Source organism: Rhizobium sp. YAF28 (assembly GCF_052113285.1).
GTDB lineage: Bacteria > Pseudomonadota > Alphaproteobacteria > Rhizobiales > Rhizobiaceae > Rhizobium.
The window spans coordinates 1-22,603 of sequence record NZ_JBFRCX010000003.1 but is presented as its reverse complement, the minus strand read 5'-3'; the positions used below and the strand labels follow the sequence as shown (position 1 = coordinate 22,603).

Here is a 22,603-nt window from a genome sequence, read left to right as displayed (position 1 = left end):
TCTGGGCCCGGTTCTTCCGGGCCCTTCATTAGATCCGGATGATTTTGGGCCTGATCGGCCTAAAATCTGAATCCGGATCTAAATCAAAAAATAGAGCATGACGTCGTCCGAAAACCGCTCACACTTTTCGGCATCATGCTCGAACATCGTTTGTTGTCGCATTTCCGGACGGCGGACCGGTTTCCATTTCGCCTGGAAATGCTCATTGGCAGGTCGCATCTCATGTCCGCTACCGTTTCTCCGCTTGCCCCGAAAACCTTTGCCTCGCTGCCCGCGCTTCGCGGCGTGCGCATGGCGACCGCTTCTGCCGGCATCAAGTACAAGAACCGGACGGACGTGCTGATGATGGTCTTTGATGCGCCGGCTGCCGTTGCAGGCGTCTTCACCAAATCGAAGTGCCCCTCCGCGCCCGTCGATTTCTGCCGGACCAACTTGCCGCATGGCACGGCACGCGCCGTCGTCGTCAATTCCGGCAATGCCAATGCCTTCACCGGCCTGAAGGGCCGCGCTGCGACTGAGCTCACCGCAAAGTCGGCCGCCGCTGCCGTCGGCTGCGGCGAAAATGAAATCTTTCTTGCGTCGACCGGCGTCATCGGTGAACCGCTCGACGCCACCAAATTTGCCGGTGTGCTCGACAAGATGCACGCCGATGCGACAGGCGATTTCTGGTTCGAGGCCGCCAAGGCCATCATGACCACTGACACCTATCCGAAGGTTGCGACCCGCACTGCCGAAATCGGCGGTGTGAAGGTGACGATCAACGGCATCGCCAAGGGAGCCGGCATGATCGCGCCCGATATGGCGACCATGCTTTCCTTCGTCGTCACGGATGCCGATATCGCGTCTTCCGCCCTGCAGTCTTTGCTGTCTGCCGGTGTCGAGCCGAGCTTCAACTCCATGACCGTCGACAGTGACACCTCGACCTCGGACACGCTGATGCTGTTTGCGACAGGTGCCGCAGCAGCCGACGGACAGGCCCGCATCACGAGCGCGGGCGATCCGCAGCTCGGTGCATTCCGCGCAGCCCTCAACGAGCTCCTCAAGGATCTGGCGATCCAGGTCGCCCGCGACGGCGAGGGCGCCACGAAGATGCTTGAAATCACCGTGACCGGCGCCGAGAGCGATGCTGCTGCCAAGACGATCGCCCTTTCCATCGCCAATTCGCCGCTGGTCAAGACGGCGGCTGCAGGCGAGGACGCCAACTGGGGCCGTATTGTCATGGCCGTCGGCAAGGCCGGTGAAATGGCCGATCGCGACCGGCTCGCCATCTGGTTCGGCGATGTGCGCGTTGCCGTCAACGGTGAGCGCGACCCCTCCTATTCCGAGGATGCGGCCTCCGCCGTGATGAAGAAGCAGGATATTCCTGTCAAAGTTGATATTGGCCTCGGCTCCGGCAAGGCTACGGTCTGGACCTGCGACCTCACCAAGGAATATGTTGCGATCAATGGCGACTACCGGAGCTGATCGTTCGTTGATGCAGGCATCCCTTCCGAAGCAGAACCTGCCGCTAGTCCGGCGGCTGGAAGCCGTGGGCTTTCGCGCCTGGCCGGCCGCTTCCGTACAATATGACGGAAGCTGGCAGGTTCGCCTGACGGCGGGCCATCCCTCCAACCGCCTGAACTCCATTGTGCCGCTCGATCCCTCCGACCATCGCGATGTCGAGATCAGGCTGGAGAAGGCAAGCCGCAAATTCGAGGCCTATGGCCGTCCTGCCGTCGTGCGTGAGACTCCACTTGCCTCGCCTGTTCTGATCGACCTGATTAGGGAGCAGGGATGGAAGCGTTTCGATGAAACGGCCGTCATGGTCTGCGATCTCTCGCAGGCCGATCTGCCCGATACGCTCGATCATCTTCCGACCCACGATGTTGGCCGGTTCGTTGATGCCAATCTCGCCGTCGATCAGGCGCAGCTTTCTCTGAAACCGGCGCTTGCCGAGATCATCTCGGCAATCAAGCCGCCATCCGGCCTTTTCATGATCGAGGATACCGTCCAGGGCTCGCTGGCAACGGTCCTTTGCGTGCAGGACAACGATCTTGCGGGCATCATGTCGCTTTCGGTCGCTGACAGCCATCGCCGCAAGGGGCTCGGCATCGAGATCCTGACTTCGGCACTGCGCTGGGCGCGGATGCGCAGCGCCCGTACCGCCTGGCTGCAGGTGAAGCTCTCCAACGCACCGGCGATTGCTCTCTATGAGCGTCTCGGCTTCCGTGATGCCTATCACTATTGCTATTGGCAGGAGCGCTGCGAATGAGCGACGCCGGAAGGAAGCTGCTCCTGGTCGCAGCCTGTGCGCTGATCGATGCGGACGGGCGTATCCTTCTGGCACAGAGGCCGGAAGGCAAGTCTCTTGCCGGCCTGTGGGAATTCCCCGGCGGTAAGGTCGAACCCGGCGAGACGCCGGAGGAAACGCTGGTGCGTGAACTGAACGAAGAGCTCGGCATTTCGACGAAGGTGGCGTGTCTTGCGCCGCTGACCTTCGCCAGTCACAGCTATGATACGTTCCACCTGCTGATGCCGCTTTATGTCTGCCGCCGTTACGAAGGCGTTCCGCATGGCCGTGAGGGCCAGGCAATCAAATGGGTGCGCCCGCAGGCGCTGCGCGATTATCCGATGCCGCCGGCCGACGAGCCGCTCATCCCGGTACTGCAGGATCTACTTTAGCTTTTGCTGATTATTGAGGCGAAACGTCGATTTCGCCTGTGGATATTAATCGATCATTTAGCACCTTCTGGCAATGATCGGCCTCACTCAAGCAACTGGCGTGTGTGTATTTAAGGGCTTGACGTCATGGACGACGATTTCTGGAAAGCTGTGCGCGAAAAGGAACGTGCTTCTTCGTCTGCTTCACGCAGGACGGGGGCGCTCAATATTGCCCTTCTCTTCGGTACAGCCGTAGTGGCGCTGACCCTTATCCTGACGCCGATGCTGGCGGATTCTTCCAAGAAGAGCGTGCTCGCCAGCGCGCCGGCGGATTTCGACACGATCACCACCGGCTCTATCCCGAAGACCGAGAATGGCCCGAAGAGCGAGAACGGCAAGCGCTATACAATCCGCCGCAGCGTGCTCCAGGATACGCCTGGTTCGGTCTGTGTCGTCCAGGGCTACGGCGTCGGCGCCGGCTGCTGAGGAAATGAAGCTCCCGTCCCTGGGGGCCATGAGTTTCATTGCAGTCTTGCGCGCAGAAGGGTTGGGTTGATGAATTTGCTGAAGAAATTTCTGGCAGACAGAAGCGGTGCGACGGCGATCGAATATGGATTGATTGCAGCGCTGATGGCGGTTGCCCTCATTGGGGGCCTGGGTGTGTTCACCAATGGCCTGCGCGGCGTGTTCAACACCGTCGAGAATAACCTGACGATCAACTGAGCTATTCGTTAGCTCACTGCCTGAGCTTCTGCTCTTCCACCTTCAGTGCGTCAGCAAGCCGCGCCTTGGCCGTTCCTGGCTTCAGCGGCTGCTGCTGGCTTTCATGCGGTGCCCATCCCGACACATAGATCACTGAAAATGTCGCGCGGATGCGGCCGTCGGGGTCCGAATAGCGCTCGGCATAGATTTCAGCGGTGCGCAGGAAGAAGGCGCGCGTCAGCGGCTTGCGGCTGCGCGCAACGAGCGGATTGGCCATGCCCATCGCTCTCAGGTCGCGCATCAGCGGAAAAATTGAATCATAGCGTACCGTATAATTCTCCGCGTCGATGACGGGCAGCGCAAAGCCTGCGCGCTGCAGCAGACCGCCCACATCGCGGACATCGGCGAAGGGGATGACGCGCGGGCTTGCACCGCCGGTCATCTCGATCTCGGTCGCGAGCAGCGCCTCGCGCAGTTCCTGCAGCGTACCGGCGCCCGGAATGGCGGCCAGGAACAGGCCGTCCGGCTTCAACGCGCGGCGGATCTGGATGAAGACGCCGGGTGTGTCGTTGGTCAGGTGCAGGTTGAGCGGTGCAATTACCAGATTGGCCGATTGGGGCGCGAGCGGCACGTCTTCGAGCGGTGCTTCGAGAAAAGGTTCGCCCGGCGCGACATAGTGCATGTCGCTTTCCACGCGGGTGAGGCTGCCGACCTTGCCGGTCGCGATCGCCGCACGGGCGGCCGCGCCCGTGGTGCCGTGCAGTTCCACCGCGTGTTCGAAGCTGCGCTCCACGACGGCCAGGCGATCTGCCAGTTCCTCGGCGGCGATATCGAGCAGGAAGCCCGCTTTCGGGTCGTTATTTGCGAGCGCGCGCCGACGGTTCGCGGCGATCTGCGCCTTGTCGAAGATGATATCCATGGCGATGTCCATATTCCCCTGTCCGGCAGGCGGCAAGGCGATTTTCCTTTGGCTCGCGACGCGCTAGTCTGCCTCATATGGGGACGAGCGAGATGAAAAGTGAGACGGGGCGGATATTCGCGCAGCTTCTGCGGCCCGTTTCCATGCTTGCCGATCTTGTCTATCCGCCGTCCTGTGCGGCTTGCGGTGTTTCGACAGGCGGCCATCGCGGGCTCTGTGCCAAATGCTGGTCCGAGGTCCGCTTCATCGAGCGGCCCTATTGCGAGGTGCTCGGCCTTCCCTTTTCCCATGATCTCGGGGCCGGCATTCTGAGCGCAGAGGCGATCGCCAATCCGCCGCCCTTCGATCGGCTGCGTTCAGCAGCCGCCCTCGACCATGCCGTTCGCACTCTTGTACACGGCCTCAAATACCGCGATCGAACCGATCTCGCGCCGATGATGGCCGGCTGGATGCTGCGCGCGTCGGACGGCATGGTCGAACGCTGCGATGCCGTCATTCCGGTTCCGCTTCATCGCACCCGCATGGTCTCGCGCAAATTCAACCAAGCCGCGGAGCTTGCCCGACATTTGGCGGGGCTTGCAGGAAAACCGCTGTTGCCGGGGACGCTTCTGCGTGTGAAGCGTACCAGCCAGCAGGTTGGTCTTGGTATACGGGCGCGCGAGGACAATGTCCGTGGCGCTTTTGCGGTCGCCGCGGGCAGGGAAAGCGATGTCTTCGGTAAACGCATCGTGCTTGTCGACGACGTCTTTACGACAGGGGCGACGGTTGGTGCGGCAACGCGCGCGCTGCGAAAGGCGGGGGCTGCCGATATAACGGTTTTGACCTTTGCAAGGGCTATTGCAGAAACTATATGACAGAAAGAAAACAGCACTGTCTGGAGACCTTCATGGTACCCGTTGCCATCTATACGCGTCAATTCTGCGGCTATTGTGCACGCGCCAAATCTCTTCTTGAAGAGAAGGGCGTCGACTATGTCGAACATGACGCGACCTTCTCGCCCGAGCTTCGTCAGGAAATGCTTGGCAAGTCGAACGGCCGCACCACCTTTCCGCAGATTTTCATCGGCAGCACGCATGTCGGCGGTTGCGACGATCTCTACGCGCTCGATCGGGCAGGCAAGCTCGATCCGCTGCTGGCGGCCTGAGGAAGAGCGATGAGCTTCACAGCCGCCGCCATCCAGATGTGTTCCGGTGTCGATCCGGAGCGGAATGCCGCTTCGATGGCGCGCCTCGTCCGAGAGGCTGCTGCAAAGGGCGCAACTTACGTGCAGACGCCTGAAATGACCGGCATGTTGCAGCGTAACCGCGCTGCGGCAAAGGAAGTGCTGCGTGACGAGAGCAATGACATCATTGTCAAAACCGGCTCGGCGCTTGCGGCCGAACTCGGCATCTTCATGCATGTCGGCTCGACGGCGATTGCGCTCGACGATGGCAAGATGGCCAATCGCGGTTTCCTCTTCGGACCTGACGGCAAGATCCTGAACCGTTACGACAAGATCCACATGTTCGATGTCGATCTCGACAATGGCGAGAGCTGGCGCGAAAGTGCGGCTTACAGACCGGGTTCGGAGGCGCGCGTTCTGTCGTTGCCGTTTGCCGAGATGGGGTTCACCATCTGTTACGACGTGCGTTTCCCGCAGCTTTTCCGAGCGCAGGCGGTTGCCGGTGCCGAAGTGATGACCGTTCCGGCCGCTTTCACGAAGCAGACAGGCGAGGCGCATTGGGAAATCCTGCTGCGGGCGCGCGCCATTGAAAATGGTGTCTTCGTCATCGCCGCAGCGCAGGCGGGCCTGCATGAAGACGGACGCGAGACATTCGGCCATTCGATGATCATCGACCCCTGGGGCAAGGTGCTGGCGTCCGCCGGTCCGACCGGCGAGGCGGTCATTTTGGCGGAGATCGATCCGGCGGCTGTGAAAGCCGCCCATGACAAGATTCCGAACCTTAAGAACGGCCGGGAGTTTTCCATCGAGAGGATTGCGGGGGAAATTACAGGAGGCGTAGCAGCTTGATCCGCTATTCCCTTATTTGTGAGAATGCCCACGAATTCGAAGGCTGGTTTTCTGAAGGCGCCGATTTTGACCGGCAGGTCGCAAGCGGCTTTCTGACCTGCCCTGTCTGCAATTCCGCTTCCATCTCCAAGTCACTCATGGCTCCCTCCGTCTCGACCGCGCGCAAGAAGGAAGAGATGCAGACAGTCGCGATGGACACGGCCCGCCGCGAAGCCTTCCTGAAGCTCAAGGAAGCTGTCGCTGCGATCAAGGCGAATTCCGAGGATGTCGGAACCCGATTCCCCGAGGAAGCTCGCAAGATCCACTACGGTGAGGCGGATGCCCGCGGTATCATCGGCCAGGCAACGCCCGACGAAGCTGAAGCGCTGGTGGAAGAAGGCATCGAGATCGCTGCCCTGCCGGTCTTGCCCGAAGACGTGAACTGATATGCGGGCGGCCGGTCTTTTATAATTTTGGCCTGCGGCGCGATCAGGCCGGCCGTTTTGCCAGCAGCATGTAATTCACATCCATGTCCTTCGACAGGTTCCACTGGTTTGCCAGCGGATTGAAGAAGACGCCCGTGCGATCGACAATCTCGAGACCGCTTGCGGCAAGCGGCTTTTCCAGTTCTTCCGGGCGTACAAGCTTCTCATACTGATGCGTGCCGCGCGGCAGCCAACGCAGGACATTTTCGGCAGCGAAAATGGCAAGTGCTGCCGCCTTCATGGTGCGGTTGATCGTGGCGACGAACATCAGGCCGCCCGGCCTGACCATGCTGGCGCAGGTATTCATGAAAAGCTCGACATCGGCCACATGCTCCACCACTTCCATGTTGAGCACGATATCGAAGGTCTCACCTGCCTCGGCAAGCTGCTCGGCGGTGACGGCGCGATAGTCGACCGCAACACCCGATGCCTTGGCATGGGTGGAGGCGATGCCGATATTCTTTTCCGAGGGATCGGCGCCGACGACTTCAGCGCCCATACGGGCGACCGGCTCCGACAAGAGGCCGCCGCCGCAGCCGATATCGAGCACGCGCAGGCCTTCAAGCGGCTTGGCACTCTTCGGACTGCGCGAAAAATTCTCTGCTGCCCTGTCGCGGATATAGGCCAGGCGAACAGGATTGAACTTGTGCAGCGGCTTGAACTTGCCCGTCGGGCTCCACCACTCGGCTGCCATGGCGGAAAAGCGATCGACTTCGCTCTGGTCGATGGTGGTCTTTGCCGCTTCGTTCATCTGCCGCTCCTTCATGTCCTTTCAGTGAAGTCGGACGATCGAGGCGATAAGTCAAGGGCGCTCAGGTCGCACCGGGGGGCTTGGCAAGGACCGTAAAAAATAGAGTAAGTCTGAAGGCAATAAAAACCCCGCGTCTTCGCGGGGTTTCGGATCCAAGATGATGCCGATTTAGCGGCACTGACGGCGCGGGCCGTACGTGGGCTGGTATGTGTTATCGTATGCGCGGTACGAGCGATAACGGCTGTAGCAGTATTCGGCATGCGAACTGCCCGCACTCACGCGCGGCTGCGAGGCTATTATACCACCGATGATCGCGCCGGCGGCCAGGCCACCGATAATGGCGCCAGTATTGTCATGGCGGCGATAGTAGCGGTCGCGGTAGTAGCGGTCCCCATTATAGCGGTCGCCGTAATAGCGGCGGTCCCTGTCCCACCCGCGGTCGTAGCGATAACGGTCCGAATAGCGGTAATTGCGGCCCCAGCCTTGGTTATAACGAGGGCATTTCGTGAAGTTGTTGCAGCCCACCTGAAGAAGCTCGGCCTGGTCGCCGGCGGTTTGGGGTTGCGCTGCCGACTGAATCGGGTTTGCCGTGTAGGCCGGCCCTGCCCAGGCAGGAATTCCGGAGAATGCGGTCGCTATCGACAGTGCAATTATCGCTAATCTTCTCATTCTACTCACCAGCTTTCTTGACACATCTATTCCGGTTTAAACGCATTTGGCGCCTTTAAGTTCAACGCCTCCATGCCCTCGCGTTACCGACATGGTAGATAGGGCGCTTTGCAGCAGTCGCAGGGACCATTTCTGACGAAATCCTGCCACTTCCACTTCACCCTTTGCCCGCCCTTGCCACCCCCTGTCAAACTCGCTAAGAGACGCGCCAACTTTCGTCCTTGGTTGGCGGGGCTTTAGAAGCGTTCCAGAAACCAGTATTTCCGGGCTCTTCGGCCATTTGACAGCTGGGGTTTTCTGATGTCCGGGAGGGCAACGCGTCTCCCGGCGGTTTGTGAATGGCGCGTGGCGTGCCGGGGAAGCAAATCCCGTTTTCCGGCAATCGCGCGCGGGTCGTGGTAGAGGCTTATGGCACGCATCGTTATGAAATTCGGCGGAACCTCCGTCGCTGATCTGGATCGCATCAAGAACGTTGCCCGCCATGTGAAACGTGAAGTCGATGCCGGCCATGAGGTGGCGGTCGTCGTTTCCGCCATGTCCGGCAAGACCAACGAACTGGTCGGTTGGGTCCAGAATACGCCGAAGGTGATCGGCGCCAACTCGCCCTTCTACGATGCGCGTGAATACGACACCATTGTCGCTTCCGGCGAGCAGGTCACGTCAGGCCTTCTGGCGATTGCGCTGCAGAGCATGGGCATCAATGCCCGTTCCTGGCAGGGCTGGCAGATCCCGATCCGCACCGACAACGCACATGGCGCGGCGCGCATCATGGAAATCGACGGCGCCGATATCATCAAGCGCATGGGCGAGGGGCAGGTTGCTGTCGTCGCCGGCTTCCAGGGGCTCGGTCCTGATAACCGTATCTCGACGCTCGGACGCGGCGGATCAGACACGTCGGCAGTGGCGATTGCGGCCGCCGTGAAGGCCGATCGTTGCGACATCTATACCGATGTCGACGGTGTCTACACGACCGACCCGCGCATCGAGCCCAAGGCACGGCGCCTGAAGAAGATCGCTTTCGAAGAAATGCTGGAAATGGCGTCGCTCGGCGCCAAGGTTCTTCAGGTGCGCTCGGTCGAGCTTGCCATGGTGCACAAGGTACGCACCTTCGTGCGTTCGTCTTTCGAGGATCCCGATGCTCCGGGCATGGGCGACCTCTTGAACCCGCCCGGAACGCTGATTTGTGACGAGGATGAAATCGTGGAACAGGAAGTAGTCACCGGCATCGCCTATGCCAAGGATGAGGCTCAGATCTCGCTTCGCCGTCTTGCTGACCGGCCGGGTGTTTCCGCCGCGATCTTCGGGCCGCTTGCCGAGAGCCACATCAATGTCGATATGATCGTCCAGAACATTTCCGAAGACGGTTCGAAGACCGATATGACCTTCACCGTGCCCTCGGGCGATGTGGAGAAGGCCATCAAGGTTCTCTCCGACAATAAGGACAAGATCGGCTACGACGTCGCGCAGAGCGAATCGGGTCTGGTAAAGGTCTCGGTCATCGGCATCGGCATGCGCAGTCATGCGGGCGTTGCAGCGACTGCCTTCCGGGCACTTGCCGAAAAAGGCATCAACATCAAGGCAATTACAACCTCAGAGATCAAGATTTCGATCCTGATCGATGGTCCTTATGCAGAACTCGCTGTCAGAACTTTGCATTCCTGCTACGGTCTGGATAAGAATTGATTCCCAGCGGGCGGTCTGCCCCTTCAGGTTGAAGATGTGGCCGGTTTTTCTGGCCGCATTAAGCGTTTGTTTCGGGGAGCTTGAGACGCAATGAGAGACCTTTCCGGCGGTCCGCGCGTGCTGCTCAAGCGGCTGCGCGAATTGATGGCGGAACCGCTGGAGCCGCAGGAGCGACTCGACCGGATCGTGCGCCAGATCGCCAGCAACATGGTGGCGGAGGTTTGCTCCGTTTACGTGCTGCGCGCCGATGGCGTTCTCGAGCTTTATGCTACCGAAGGTCTCAATAAGGAGGCCGTCCACCTCTCGCAACTGAAAATGGGACAGGGCCTCGTCGGCACGATCGCCGCATCGGCCCAGCCGCTCAATCTCTCCGACGCGCAGTCGCATCCGGCGTTCCGCTACCTGCCGGAAACGGGCGAAGAGATCTATCATTCCTTCCTCGGCGTGCCGATCCTGCGTACGGGACGCTCGCTCGGCGTTCTCGTCGTGCAGAACAAGGCGAGCCGCAATTATCGCGACGAGGAGCTGGAAGCGCTCGAGACGACGGCTATGGTTCTCGCCGAGATGATCGCGACCGGTGAACTGAAGAAGATCACGAAGCCGGGCCTGGAGCTCGATCTTACCCGCTCGGTCACGGTCGATGGCGATACGTATAATGACGGGATCGGCCTTGGTTACGTCGTGCTCCACGAGCCGCGCATCGTGGTCACCAATCTGCTCAACGAAGATGCGGAGAAGGAAATCCGGCGGCTGGCGGAAGCCATGGGCTCGCTTCGGATTTCCATCGACGACATGCTGTCGCGTCGCGATGTGTCGATGGAAGGGGAGCATCGCGAGGTACTCGAAACCTATCGCATGTTCGCTCACGACCAGGGCTGGGTGCGCAAGCTGGAAGAGGCGATCCGCAACGGCCTGACGGCGGAAGCAGCGGTCGAGAAGGTCCAGAGCGACACCAAGGCGCGCATGATGCGCCTGACCGATCCCTATTTGCGCGAACGCATGCACGATTTCGAGGATCTGGCGAACCGGCTGCTGCGTGTGCTGACGGGTTATACCGGCCGCACGACGGCCGAGGGTTTCCCGACCGACGCCATCATTCTGGCGCGGGCCATGGGTGCCGCCGAATTGCTCGATTATCCGCGTGCCAATGTGCGCGGGCTGGTGCTGGAAGAAGGCGCGGTGACGAGCCATGTGGTGATTGTCGCGCGGGCCATGGGCATTCCCGTCATCGGCCAGGCGGCGGGTGTCGTGGCGCTTGCCGAAAACGGCGACGCCGTCATCATCGATGGCGACGAAGGGCATGTGCATATCCGGCCGATGCCGGAGCATCAGCGCTCCTACGAAGAAAAGGTCCGCTTCCGCGCCAGGCGGCAGGAGCAGTTCCGGGCGCTGCGCTCCGTCGAGCCGGTCACCCGGGACGGGCAGCGCATCCAGCTTCTGATGAATGCCGGCCTGTTGGTCGATCTGCCGCAGCTGGCGGAATCTGGCGCCGAGGGTATCGGCCTATTCCGCACCGAGCTGCAATTCATGATCGCATCGACCATGCCGAAGGCGGAAGAGCAGGAAATGTTCTACCGCAATGTGCTGAAGCAGGCAGGCGGCCGTGTCGTAACCTTCCGTACGCTCGATATCGGCGGCGACAAGGTTGTTCCCTACTTCCGCGGCCATGAGGAAGAGAACCCGGCGCTCGGCTGGCGGGCAATCCGTCTGTCGCTCGACCGGCCGGGATTGTTGCGCACGCAGCTGCGCGCCATGCTGAAGGCTGCGGCGGGCGCCGAGCTGAAGCTGATGGTGCCGATGGTGACTGAGGTTTCTGAACTCCGGCAGGTGCGCGAACTCCTGCAAAAAGAAGTGCAGCATCTTTCGCGTTTCGGCCACGGTCTGCCGCGCAAGCTGCAATTTGGCGCGATGCTGGAAGTGCCGGCGCTGCTCTGGCAGCTCGATGAGCTGATGGATGCGGTCGATTTCGTCTCCGTCGGCTCCAACGATCTCTTCCAGTTCGCCATGGCTGTTGATCGCGGCAATGCACGGGTTTCCGAGCGCTTCGATCCGCTGGAACGGCCGTTCCTGCGTCTCCTGCGCGATATCGTGCGCGGTGCGGATCGCAACAGGACGCCGCTGACGCTCTGCGGCGAACTGGCAGGCAAGCCGCTTTCGGCCATGGCGTTGCTTGGCGTCGGGTTCCGCTCCATCTCCATGTCGCCGGCTTCGATCGGACCTGTCAAAGCGATGTTGCTCGGCCTTGATGCCGAGGCTCTGACGAAGGCTGTCAATGAGGCGCTGGACGACCGGAATGCGACCGTGCCGATGCGCGAGGTGCTTGCCCGCTTCGCCGAGAGCCACAATATTCCCCTTTAGACATACATAAGAAGAATTGGAGTAAGGGGTGGCGAAGCTTCCCATTGAAAAGATGCGCGAGCTTGAGCGCCGCTTCGGCGAGATCGAAGCGCGCATGTCGGCCGGCCCTTCGGCCGACGTCTATGTAAAGCTCGCGTCTGAATATTCAGAACTGCAGCCCGTTGTCACCAAGATCCGCGCCTATCAGAAGGCCGTCGGCGAGCTTGCCGATCTGGAGGTGCTGCTCGAGGACAAGTCCGTCGATCGCGACATGCGTGAGCTTGCCGAACTCGAGCTGCCTGACGTGAAAGAGCGGATCGAGGTGCTGGAGAACGAAATCCACATCCTGTTGCTGCCGAAGGATGCGGCCGACGAAAAGAGTGCGATCCTGGAAATCCGCGCCGGCACCGGCGGCAATGAGGCGGCCCTTTTCGCTGGCGACCTTTTCCGTATGTATGAGCGCTATGCGTCAACGCACGGATGGAAGGTGGAAGTGCTGTCGTCAAGCGAAGGTGAAGCCGGTGGCTACAAGGAAATCATCGCGACGATCACCGGCAAGGGCGTCTTTGCCAAGCTGAAATTCGAATCCGGCGTGCACCGTGTGCAGCGCGTACCGGAGACGGAAGCGGGCGGGCGCATTCACACCTCGGCTGCGACGGTTGCCGTTCTTCCCGAAGCGGAGGAGATCGATATCGAAATCCGGCCGGAAGATATCCGCATCGATACGATGCGCTCCTCGGGGGCGGGCGGCCAGCACGTCAATACGACGGACTCGGCGGTGCGTATCACCCACCTGCCTACGGGTATCGTTGTCACCAGCTCGGAAAAATCGCAGCATCAAAACCGCGCCAAGGCCATGCAGGTGCTTCGCTCGCGTCTCTACGATGCCGAGCGGCAGAGGGCCGATAGCGAACGTTCGGCCGACCGTAAAAGCCAGGTTGGTTCCGGCGACCGTTCGGAGCGCATCCGAACCTACAATTTTCCGCAGGGGCGCGTGACCGATCATCGCATCAATCTGACGCTCTACAAACTCGACCGGATGATGATCGGCGAGATCGACGAAGTGGTGGATGCGCTGCTTGCCGACTACCAGGCGAGCCAGCTGGCGCAGCTTGGCGAACAGCAATGACCGCATCCGGGCCGACGGTTTCCGAGCTGCTTGTCGAGGCTCGGCGCCGCTTCACGGAAGCCGGCATTGCCGATCCACAGACCGATGCGCGGTTGCTGATTTCGGGACTGCTGAAGCTTTCGCCGACCGAGATGCTGACGGCGGGTCGCGAGCCGGTTTCGGAGGAGCAGGCAGGCAGTATCGGCCGCGCTATCGAAAGGCGGCTGAAGCACGAGCCGGTGCATCGCATTCTCGGAGAGCGGGAATTCTACGGCCTGCCGCTTTCGCTGTCCGCCGGCACACTGGAGCCGCGGCCCGATACGGAAATCCTCGTCGATACGATCATTCCTTATCTGCGCGATCTTGCAAAGACGGAAAGCAGTATCCATATCCTCGACATAGGAACCGGGACTGGAGCGATTTGCCTTGCGCTCCTCAATGAATGTCCGGAAGCATCAGGCATCGGCAGCGACATTTCGACCGATGCACTTGAGACGGCAAGATCAAACGCAGAAAGAAACGGATTGCAGGACCGATTCACGACGATTCGATCGAACTGGTTCGAGAACATCCACGGGACGTTTCATGCGATTGTCTCAAATCCGCCCTATATTGCTTCCAATGTCATTCACGATCTCGCTCCCGAAGTGACGAAATTTGATCCGGCTGCAGCTCTGGACGGCGGCTCGGATGGGCTTGACGCCTACAAAGCCATAGCAAAGGATGCGGGAAGGTTCGTACGGCCAAATGGAATCGTCGGACTGGAAATTGGCTATGATCAACGAAGCGATGTGACGGCGATCTTCGAAGCGGAAGGCTTCAAGTGCCTCAAATCCGTGAAAGATTATGGCCAGAATGACAGAGTGCTCGTGTTCTCGCTGGCATGACCGGCGACAAATTGCAGCATCTAACTGGACATTATTGCTATTGCGAAGAAAAGGCTTGGATTTCCCGAGGAAGCAATATAGGTTGCCCTCACGCGTTGGGCGCATAGGAATGGACGAGATTCGTTCGGTACTTGCTCAGCCTCGGGGGTCTGCTCTTTTAAACGAGAGTTTCAAAGGTTGAACACGACCCAATGCGTGAATCAGTCAAACTGACTTGAAGACAAGCGGCAGGTCGGCGCGAAGGCGCACTATGCTTGCGGCACGAAGGCCCTGATCCGGATGGACCGGTCTTGGCGGTTGGTGCCATGTATCCAATCACAAACAGAGAATTCAGGTGAACGATCGATGAGGCCAGGACAGCAGAACAAGCGCGGTCGAGGGCGTGGCAATAACAACAACAATAACAATGGCGGCGGTGGAAATAACAACAATAATAATTTCAACCGTAAGGGTGGGAACCCGCTGACCCGGACCTACGACAGCTCCGGCCCAGATGTGAAAATCCGCGGCACTGCCCAGCACATAGCTGAAAAATATGCGCAGCTCGCCCGTGACGCCCAGAGCTCCGGCGACCGCGTCATAGCTGAGAATTACCTGCAGCACGCCGAACACTATAACCGCATCATTGCCGCCGCTCAGGCGCAGATGCAGGAACGCTTCCAGCGTGACGACCGCAACGATTACAATGATCGTGACAACGCGGACCGTGACGGCGACGAAATGGATACGGGTGACAATGACGACGTCGTCATCGTTCAGCCGCCTCATCAGCAGCATCAGCGCGAACAGCAGCAGGCTGCTCCGGTAGCGGCGCCGGTGCAGCAGTCGGAAGCGATTGACGGAAGTGGCCCGCAGCCGGAAATCGACGGTATTCCCGCCGAAGTCGCGATGGAAGACGAAGGCTCTGCTGCACCGCAGCGCGAGCGCCAGCCCCGCCGTCGCAATGCCGGCAGCCGCCCGCGCCGTCCGCGTCGCGGTGCTGAAGGTGAGGCCGCCGGTGAGGAAGGCGCTTCCGCGGAAGCCCCTGTTCTCGCTGAAGCTGCTTCCGAATAAGATTACTTCAATCGTAGAATTTGAAAGGCCGCCTTTCCGGGCGGCCTTTTCTTTTGCGGGGCGCCTGCTGCTTTCGGTTGCTGCGACTATTGCCAGAGCGCGTTTACACGCGAATTTACAGTAACGTACTTCCGCATTCAGCCCTCGAGGCATTCACTCCAGGACACCTGTCGGGACCGGAGGAACGCCATCATGAAGTATCTTATGTTCTTGTTCATGCTGCTGGTCGCAGCCTCCGCCCATGGCGCGGAGAAGGCAGCACAGCAAGCCTTCGACAATGAGATCGAGCGGAAGGCCGTCCAGGCTGTCGTATGGGGAATTCCTGTCGTCAATTATGACCTGATGCGCCAGGAGATGCTGACCAAGACGCCAGGCAAGGTTGGGCAGGTCATCTATTGGGGCCGGCCACTGGATTGGAAGAACCAGACGCTGACGCCCAATCCCGATGCTCTCTATTTCATGGCTTTCTTCACCACGAGGGATGGTCCCGTTGTTCTCGATCTGCCGGCTGCAGAGAGCGGCGCCTCTTTCAACGGCAACATCGTCAATGCCTGGCAACTGCCGCTCGAGGACGCCGGCTTGCTCGGAATCGATAAGGGCAAGGGCGGAAAATTCGTGATCCTGCCGCCCGGCTACAGGGACAGAGTGCCGGACGGATTCATTCCGCTGCAGTCGGAAGTCTATGGCGGCTACATGCTCTTTCGTTCGAATCTGAAGAGCCACGGCGACGCCGATGTGCAGGCATCGATCGACTATGGCAGGAAGCTGAAAGTCTATCCGCTTTCGGCGGCAGGCAATCCGCCGGAAACCGTCTTCACCGACGTGAAGGACATTCTGTTCGATTCCACCATCAAATGGGATGCGAGCTTTTTCGACAATCTGAACCGCATCGTCCAGGAAGAACCGTGGATCACCCGCGATCGGGTGATGATCGATCAACTGAAATCTCTCGGTATAGAGAAGGGCAAGCCCTTTATGCCGGATCAGCATGTGAAGTCACTGTTGACCGTGGGCATCAAGGAGGCGCAGGCGCTTCTGGAGGCGAAATACGATGCCGGGCTGCCGCCCTTCTTCACTGACAAGAGCCGCTGGACCTTCCCGGCCTATCCCGATCTCATCAAGGCCGCCCAATTCAATTTCGATGAGCCGGGCGCCTATCCCGTCGATCATCGCGGCGTTGCCTATAGCTATGCCTATATCGGCATCAAGCGGCTGGGCGCAGGCCAATTCTATTCGATCTCGATCCGCGACAAGGACGGGGATGATTTTGACGGTGGCAAGACCTATCGCCTCAACGTTCCGCCAAATGTGCCCGTCGAGCAGTACTGGTCGGTGACGGCCTATGACCGGCAGACGCATGCGCTGATCAAGAATGTTTCGCGCGCGAGCCGCTCATCGCAGATTTCTGAGCTCGTTAAGAACGAGGACGGCTCCATTGACCTCTATTTCGGACCAAGCGCGCCGAAAGGTAAGGAGGCCAATTGGGTACCGACCGACCCGAAGCGGAAGTTTGAGCTGATGTTCCGCGCTTATGGTCCAACCAAGGACTTCTTTGACAAGAAATGGGTGCTGCCGGATGTCGCGCCGATGAGCAAGTAAGGCTGAGAGGCAATCTGCTCTCACAAGCGGGCAATCAAAGCTACCCTGGAGATAGGTCGATGATTAGCGGACTACATTTGGCGAGATGCGGGATTGGGCTTTTCCTGTTCGGGTCTTTCCGAGCTTCGGCGTCATCGCTCATTACTGCGTGGGTGCGCGATGGCCGACCGGCGAATTGTTCATGCAGAATATTACGCTCTGGTGGGCATGCCCATGGACATTGTCGATCGCGGCGGTCCAGGCCGGTGGCCTTGGCATGGTCGCGATCGGGCTGACCATGACGGTGATGGAGCGTGCATCCCTACCGCTTCGAGCATCCGGCTTGCCGCCTCTTCTATGTGTGGTGGGTCTGCTCAGCTTTTTGATGGGACGTCAAATTGGATGACGGCGCGGAACACTTCAAGGCGTCATCGGCTGTTCTTTCGGGAGAAACCGATGGGGAGCCAGGAAGACATGGCTGCAGGGGGAGGCCGCTTTGAACTGCTGGTTTTTCCCTTGCCCGCCCCTTTAAACTATTGGGATTCTCCACCATATCCTGCCCAGGTTGTTTGCCGCAAATCCCAATGGCGACAAACAGGGGCTTGCCTTTTGAGGGAGCTCAATCTCAATCATCGGTCTGTGCCTTATGAAGGGCAGGGCGATTCATGGAGGTAGCATATGAATATCGAAAAATACTCCGAGCGGGTGCGCGGTTTCGTTCAGTCCGCCCAGACCTATGCGCTTGCGCAGGGGCACCAGCAATTCACCGCAGAACATGTGCTCAAAGTCCTGCTCGATGACGATCAGGGGATGGCCGCTTCGCTTATCGAGCGCGCCGGCGGCGATGCAAAGGCTGCGCGGCTCGCCAATGATGCCGCACTTGCCAAACTGCCGAAAGTTTCCGGCGGCAACGGCAACATCTATCTTGCCCAGCCGCTCGCCAAGGTCTTCTCCACTGCGGAAGAGGCCGCGAAGAAAGCCGGCGACAGCTTCGTGACGGTCGAGCGTTTGCTGCAGGCACTGGCGATCGAAACCTCTGCCTCGACTTATCAGTCGCTGAAGAATGCCGGGGTGACAGCACAGGCGCTCAACCAGGTCATCAACGAAATCCGCAAGGGTCGCACCGCCGATACGGCGAGTGCTGAGCAGGGTTTCGACAGCCTGAAGAAATATGCGCGCGACCTGACGAGCGATGCCCGCGAAGGCAAGCTCGATCCGGTTATCGGCCGCGACGACGAAATTCGCCGTACGATCCAGGTTCTCTCGCGTCGCACCAAGAACAATCCTGTCCTGATCGGTGAGCCGGGCGTCGGTAAGACGGCGATCGTCGAAGGCCTTGCGCTGCGCATCGTCAATGGCGACGTACCGGAAAGCCTGAAGGACAAGAAGCTGATGGCGCTCGACATGGGTGCCCTGATTGCCGGTGCGAAGTTCCGCGGCGAGTTCGAAGAGCGCCTGAAGGCTGTGCTGAACGAGGTTCAGTCGGAGAACGGCGAGATCATCCTCTTCATCGATGAAATGCACACGCTTGTCGGTGCCGGCAAGGCGGATGGGGCAATGGATGCCTCCAACCTGCTGAAGCCTGCGCTTGCCCGCGGAGAGTTGCACTGCGTTGGCGCAACCACGCTCGACGAATACCGCAAGCATGTCGAGAAGGATCCGGCCCTTGCCCGCCGTTTCCAGCCGGTCATGGTCGAAGAACCGACGGTCGAGGATACGATTTCGATCCTGCGCGGCCTGAAGGAAAAGTATGAGCAGCATCACAAGGTGCGCATCGCCGATGCTGCGCTGGTTGCTGCTGCAACGCTTTCGAACCGTTATATCACCGACCGGTTCCTGCCGGACAAGGCGATCGATTTGATGGACGAGGCGGCTGCCCGCCTGCGCATGCAGGTGGATTCGAAGCCGGAAGAACTCGACGAGCTCGACCGTCGCATCATCCAGCTGAAGATCGAGCGCGAGGCGCTCAAGAAGGAAACCGACGTGGCTTCCGCTGACCGGCTGAAGCGGCTGGAAGGCGAGCTCGTTTCTCTCGAGGAAGAAGCCGATGCGCTGACGGCCCGCTGGCAGGCGGAAAAGCAGAAACTCGGCCTTGCCGCTGACCTCAAGAAGCAGCTCGACGATGCCCGCAACGAACTGGCAATCGCCCAGCGCAAGGGTGAATTCCAGCGCGCCGGTGAGCTCGCCTATGGCGTGATCCCCGATCTCGAAAAGCAGCTGACCGAGGCTGAAAGCAAGGAAGACAACAGCCGCAACGCGATGGTGCAGGAGGTCGTGATCCCTGACAATATCGCCCATGTCGTCTCCCGCTGGACCGGCATTCCTGTTGACAAGATGTTGGAGGGCGAACGCGACAAGCTGCTCCGGATGGAAGACGAACTGGCGAAGTCGGTGATCGGCCAGGGCGATGCGGTTCAGGCCGTATCCCGCGCCGTGCGCCGTGCCCGCGCAGGCCTTCAGGATCCGAACCGGCCGATCGGCTCGTTCATCTTCCTCGGCCCGACCGGCGTCGGCAAGACGGAACTCACCAAGGCGCTCGCCCGCTTCCTCTTCGACGACGAGACGGCGATGGTGCGCATGGATATGTCCGAGTACATGGAGAAGCACTCCGTTGCCCGGCTTATCGGTGCCCCTCCCGGCTATGTCGGCTATGATGAAGGTGGTGCGTTGACGGAAGCTGTCCGTCGCCGGCCCTACCAGGTCGTTTTGTTCGACGAGATCGAGAAGGCGCATCCCGATGTCTTCAACATCCTGCTGCAGGTGCTGGACGACGGTCGCCTGACCGACGGGCAGGGCCGGACGGTCGACTTCCGCAACACGATGATCATCATGACCTCGAACCTCGGTGCTGAATACCTGACGCAGCTGCGTGAGGGTGAGGACAGCGAGACCGTTCGGGAGCAGGTGATGGATGTCGTTCGCGGTCATTTCCGGCCGGAGTTCCTGAACCGTATCGATGAGATCATCCTCTTCCACCGCCTGAAGCGTGAGGAGATGGGCGCGATCGTCGATATCCAGCTGAAGCGGCTGATCTCGCTGCTGTCCGAGCGCAAGATCACACTCGATCTCGACGAGGATGCCCGCAATTGGCTGGCGAATAAGGGATACGATCCAGTCTACGGCGCTCGTCCGCTGAAAAGGATGATCCAGAAGTTCGTCCAGGATCCGCTCGCCGAGCAGATCCTCTCGGGTGAGGTACCGGACGGATCGACGGTGACGATCACCAGCGGCTCGGACCGATTGCTGTTCCGGTCGAAACAGACGGTCAACGAAGCGGCATAAGGCTGCGCAGACGAGAATTGAAAATGGCGGCCATCGGGCCGCCATTTTTGTTCTCCGCAGAAGGGGAGAATTATTTGCTCGCGACCTGATCCGTGGCAGGCTGGTTGTTCAGCAGCGTATCGATGCGCTTGCGCTCGTCCTCGAATTTGGCGAGCGCATCACCCTGGAGCGACTTGCCGCCAGGCAGGCGGATGCGCAGCGGGTCGACCTTGGTGCCGTTGACGATCAATTCGTAGTGCAGGTGCGGGCCGGTGGATTCACCCGTGGTGCCCACCCAGCCGATGACCTGGCCCTGTCGCACCTTGGCGCCCGGCATGATGCCCTTGGCGATGGCGCTCTGGTGGTTATAGGAGGATTCATAGCCATTGGCGTGGCGGACGATGGTCTGGTTGCCGTAGCCGCCGGAATCCCAGCCTGCCTTTTCAACCGTACCGTTGCCGGCCGCAATGATCGCCGTGCCGCGGGGGGCCGCCCAGTCGACACCTGTATGCATGCGCGCGAAGCCGAGGATCGGGTGGCGGCGCATGCCGAAGCCGGACTTGAAGATGCCGTTCGGGACAGGATTGCGCAGCAGGAACTGGCGAATGCTCTTGCCGTCCTGATCGAAGTAATCGATCGTGCCGTCTTCCGGGTCCTGGAAGCGATAGAAGCGCGTCAACGTATCGCCAAAGCGGGCGTTGACATAGAGAAGATCGGAATCCTCCGTCGCCTGGCCGTTGCTGTCGGTGACGGAGAAGAAGGCTTCAAGATAATCCGTCGGCTTCAACTGCGCCTGGAAGTCGACATTGGCCGCGAGCAGCTTGATGATCAGCGCCGTCATGTCCTTGGTCATGCCATAGGAAAGAGCTGCGCGGTAAATTCCATCGTAAACGCGAGGCAGATTTTGGCCGGCCGGCGGAGCGAAGGAATTGTCCTCAAAGGCGGTGGCGACCGCATCCAGCATCGGCGGTTCGCTGCCGGCCACGAAACGGCCCTTGTCGTCGAGCGCGACGGTAATCAGATGCCGTGTACCGCGATAGATGCTGGCGCGAATGATCTTCGCCTGCTCGCCCTTCTGAATGATACCGATGCGCAGGACGTCGCCCTTCGAAAGCGTATCGGTGCCGAACAGGGGAGCGATATAACCGGACATGCCGTCTGCCTGCGGCTGCGGATAGCCGGAATCGGCGAGCGCCTTGGCGATTGTCGTATCCTGGCGCACCGGCAGGATGTCGTCGGCGAACTCTTCGGTCTGCGGTGTGATGGATTCCGGTGCCGAGACCGTCATGTTTTGCTCGAGTACGCGCGCGGCAAGGCCGGCGGTCAGGTCGACGTCATTGTCCTCGGCGGAGAAACGGCGCGGGTCCACATAGTAGAGCGCGGCAAGCTGGGCATTTCCGTCCGTTAGAACGGAGCCGTTGGAGCGGACGTTTTCCTCGACCTCGTCGAGCGACAGGCCAGGGGCCATGTTGAGGTCGGATTTGTTGGTTGGGAAGGGAATGGTCTTCAGCGCCACTTCGGATTCGACATCGGATCCGTAAATTGCGCCGGTGCGGCTTTGCGGTGCCGGCTGGGGCTCGTCGGCCGAGAAGATCGCCAGTGGATCGAAGTCCGGATAATCCTCAGTCGCGACGTGATTGGCAGCCAACATCATCTTCACATGGGAGAAGGGCTGGCGGCGCACGACTTCCTTCTCGCCGTCATGGACGACGGTCGAGACTTCCATGATGGCACGGTCGGATGGCTTGGCGGCGATGACTGGGGCGATCAGACGACCGCCGCGGGTAACAGACGTATCCTGATGCGCGTCTGCCGACGCGCTTGCATAGGCCTCGGCCGGGATTGCCAGCTGCTGCCGGCCGTCCAGGGCAGCAAAAAGCGCAACACCCATGAGGATCGATGAGGTTATGCCTGTGAGGAACGTGCCCGAAAGCCAGCGAAGCGAAACTTCGCGCCGGTCGGGCGCACGTCTCCCATCTGCCAGAAGCGGAGGCTCGCTGCCCAGCGAGCGGATCATCATTTTCTCCGTCATCATGGCAGTGGAGTTCGCATCCTTACATTCGATGTCGTTATAGGCATCCGCGAGCCGTCCTGGCTGGGGCGAAAGATGTGCATATTTTGGGCACTCAAGTCAAATCACACCAGAATAGGCACCCTACGTGCACATGCCTGCGTGAATCATGCGTGTTTCCTCTGACCAGCAGAATGTGATGATGTCGGGGCGAAGAGGATCAAAATCGTATCTTCCACAGCAAAACCGACAAACAGTCATGTTTTCCGGGCTTCTCCGGTGAGATCGGAATCCGGGAAACGAGCGGATTTTAGAAGCCGATATAAAATCTCTTTTAGAAACAACAGGATGGAAGAAAAGCGATTTTTTTGAAAAAGGCCTGTTGACTGTTTCGATGTGTGAGGATTATAAGCCCACTCACTGAACGAGGGCGGCGGCGCTGCTGGCGACGAAGTCTTTCGTTCTAAAGAAACTCAAGCGGATTGGCGGAATGCTGGTTTGTTGCTCTTGGCTTAGGTTTGGAGCGGGT

20 protein-coding genes are annotated in these 22,603 nt (G+C 59.9%); 16 read left to right on the top strand and 4 right to left on the bottom strand.

Going from position 1 to position 22,603, the window contains the following annotated elements; genetic code table 11:
- The first annotated feature begins 222 nt into the window (after nt 1-222).
- The 5 genes from argJ (at nt 223) to AB4Z13_RS07765 (ending at nt 3,363) form a co-directional block, all read left to right on the top strand.
- Complete coding sequence (gene argJ / locus AB4Z13_RS07785) at nt 223-1,464, top strand: bifunctional glutamate N-acetyltransferase/amino-acid acetyltransferase ArgJ (RefSeq protein ID WP_113319665.1); 1,242 nt, start codon at nt 223-225, stop codon at nt 1,462-1,464.
- Nucleotides 1,445-2,251 (top strand): GNAT family N-acetyltransferase, encoded by an 807-nt coding sequence (locus AB4Z13_RS07780; RefSeq protein ID WP_439016701.1) that lies wholly within the window; start codon nt 1,445-1,447, stop codon nt 2,249-2,251. The genes argJ and AB4Z13_RS07780 overlap by 20 nt, the downstream gene beginning before the upstream one ends.
- Nucleotides 2,248-2,661, top strand: a complete 414-nt coding sequence (mutT, locus tag AB4Z13_RS07775; protein ID WP_439016700.1) for an 8-oxo-dGTP diphosphatase MutT — start codon at nt 2,248-2,250, stop codon at nt 2,659-2,661. Before AB4Z13_RS07780 ends, mutT begins: the two co-directional genes overlap by 4 nt.
- Nucleotides 2,662-2,787: 126 nt before the next feature.
- Entirely contained in the window at nt 2,788-3,126 is a 339-nt protein-coding gene (locus tag AB4Z13_RS07770) for a hypothetical protein (RefSeq protein WP_007825505.1), read from the top strand.
- A 69-nt stretch (nt 3,127-3,195) separates the two neighbouring features.
- On the top strand, nt 3,196-3,363 hold the full coding sequence (locus AB4Z13_RS07765; RefSeq protein WP_007825504.1) for a Flp family type IVb pilin: 168 nt from the start codon (nt 3,196-3,198) through the stop codon (nt 3,361-3,363).
- A gap of 13 nt (nt 3,364-3,376) precedes the next feature.
- On the opposite strand, the gene AB4Z13_RS07760 is transcribed toward AB4Z13_RS07765, so the two are convergent.
- A complete protein-coding gene (locus AB4Z13_RS07760; RefSeq protein ID WP_439017283.1) occupies nt 3,377-4,261 on the bottom strand; it encodes a methyltransferase domain-containing protein in 885 nt (294 codons plus the stop codon).
- 92 nt (nt 4,262-4,353) lie between these two features.
- Between AB4Z13_RS07760 and AB4Z13_RS07755 the strand changes: the two genes are divergently transcribed.
- The 4 genes from AB4Z13_RS07755 to AB4Z13_RS07740 are packed head-to-tail and all read left to right on the top strand — an operon-like array spanning nt 4,354 to nt 6,697.
- The gene (locus AB4Z13_RS07755) at nt 4,354-5,115 is read left to right on the top strand and encodes a ComF family protein (protein WP_439016699.1); all 762 of its coding nucleotides are present in this window, start codon (nt 4,354-4,356) and stop codon (nt 5,113-5,115) included.
- Nucleotides 5,116-5,147: 32 nt separating this feature from the next.
- Nucleotides 5,148-5,405 (top strand): glutaredoxin 3, encoded by a 258-nt coding sequence (grxC, locus tag AB4Z13_RS07750; RefSeq protein ID WP_007825499.1) that lies wholly within the window; start codon nt 5,148-5,150, stop codon nt 5,403-5,405.
- 9 nt (nt 5,406-5,414) lie between these two features.
- On the top strand, nt 5,415-6,272 hold the full coding sequence (locus AB4Z13_RS07745; RefSeq protein ID WP_113319663.1) for a carbon-nitrogen hydrolase family protein: 858 nt from the start codon (nt 5,415-5,417) through the stop codon (nt 6,270-6,272).
- A complete protein-coding gene (locus AB4Z13_RS07740) occupies nt 6,269-6,697 on the top strand; it encodes a DUF1178 family protein (protein ID WP_037101528.1) in 429 nt (142 codons plus the stop codon). Before AB4Z13_RS07745 ends, AB4Z13_RS07740 begins: the two co-directional genes overlap by 4 nt.
- Nucleotides 6,698-6,740: 43 nt before the next feature.
- Here the strand turns inward: AB4Z13_RS07740 and ubiG are convergent, their stop codons facing one another.
- A complete protein-coding gene (gene ubiG / locus AB4Z13_RS07735) occupies nt 6,741-7,487 on the bottom strand; it encodes a bifunctional 2-polyprenyl-6-hydroxyphenol methylase/3-demethylubiquinol 3-O-methyltransferase UbiG (RefSeq protein WP_113319729.1) in 747 nt (248 codons plus the stop codon).
- A gap of 168 nt (nt 7,488-7,655) precedes the next feature.
- On the bottom strand, nt 7,656-8,156 hold the full coding sequence (locus tag AB4Z13_RS07730; RefSeq protein WP_310384776.1) for a BA14K family protein: 501 nt from the start codon (nt 8,154-8,156) through the stop codon (nt 7,656-7,658).
- Between the two features lie 408 nt (nt 8,157-8,564).
- On the opposite strand from AB4Z13_RS07730, the gene AB4Z13_RS07725 reads away from it, so the two are divergent.
- The 7 genes from AB4Z13_RS07725 (at nt 8,565) to clpB (ending at nt 20,084) form a co-directional block, all read left to right on the top strand.
- Nucleotides 8,565-9,839: an aspartate kinase gene (locus AB4Z13_RS07725; protein WP_007825494.1), complete on the top strand. Its 1,275-nt coding sequence runs from the start codon at nt 8,565-8,567 to the stop codon at nt 9,837-9,839.
- A 90-nt stretch (nt 9,840-9,929) separates the two neighbouring features.
- Complete coding sequence (ptsP, locus tag AB4Z13_RS07720) at nt 9,930-12,197, top strand: phosphoenolpyruvate--protein phosphotransferase (protein ID WP_439016698.1); 2,268 nt, start codon at nt 9,930-9,932, stop codon at nt 12,195-12,197.
- Between the two features lie 28 nt (nt 12,198-12,225).
- Nucleotides 12,226-13,305 carry a peptide chain release factor 1 gene (gene prfA / locus AB4Z13_RS07715; RefSeq protein WP_439016697.1) on the top strand — a complete coding sequence of 360 codons (1,080 nt, stop codon included), beginning with the start codon at nt 12,226-12,228 and terminating at the stop codon, nt 13,303-13,305.
- Complete coding sequence (gene prmC / locus AB4Z13_RS07710; protein WP_439016696.1) at nt 13,302-14,171, top strand: peptide chain release factor N(5)-glutamine methyltransferase; 870 nt, start codon at nt 13,302-13,304, stop codon at nt 14,169-14,171. Before prfA ends, prmC begins: the two co-directional genes overlap by 4 nt.
- Nucleotides 14,172-14,516: 345 nt before the next feature.
- On the top strand, nt 14,517-15,224 hold the full coding sequence (locus tag AB4Z13_RS07705) for a DUF4167 domain-containing protein (protein WP_439016695.1): 708 nt from the start codon (nt 14,517-14,519) through the stop codon (nt 15,222-15,224).
- Nucleotides 15,225-15,416: 192 nt separating this feature from the next.
- Nucleotides 15,417-16,823: a DUF1214 domain-containing protein gene (locus AB4Z13_RS07700; RefSeq protein ID WP_439016694.1), complete on the top strand. Its 1,407-nt coding sequence runs from the start codon at nt 15,417-15,419 to the stop codon at nt 16,821-16,823.
- Between the two features lie 657 nt (nt 16,824-17,480).
- On the top strand, nt 17,481-20,084 hold the full coding sequence (gene clpB / locus AB4Z13_RS07695; RefSeq protein WP_439016693.1) for an ATP-dependent chaperone ClpB: 2,604 nt from the start codon (nt 17,481-17,483) through the stop codon (nt 20,082-20,084).
- A gap of 70 nt (nt 20,085-20,154) precedes the next feature.
- Here the strand turns inward: clpB and AB4Z13_RS07690 are convergent, their stop codons facing one another.
- The gene (locus tag AB4Z13_RS07690; RefSeq protein ID WP_439016692.1) at nt 20,155-22,098 is read right to left on the bottom strand and encodes a M23 family metallopeptidase; all 1,944 of its coding nucleotides are present in this window, start codon (nt 22,096-22,098) and stop codon (nt 20,155-20,157) included.
- Nucleotides 22,099-22,603 lie beyond the last annotated feature (505 nt).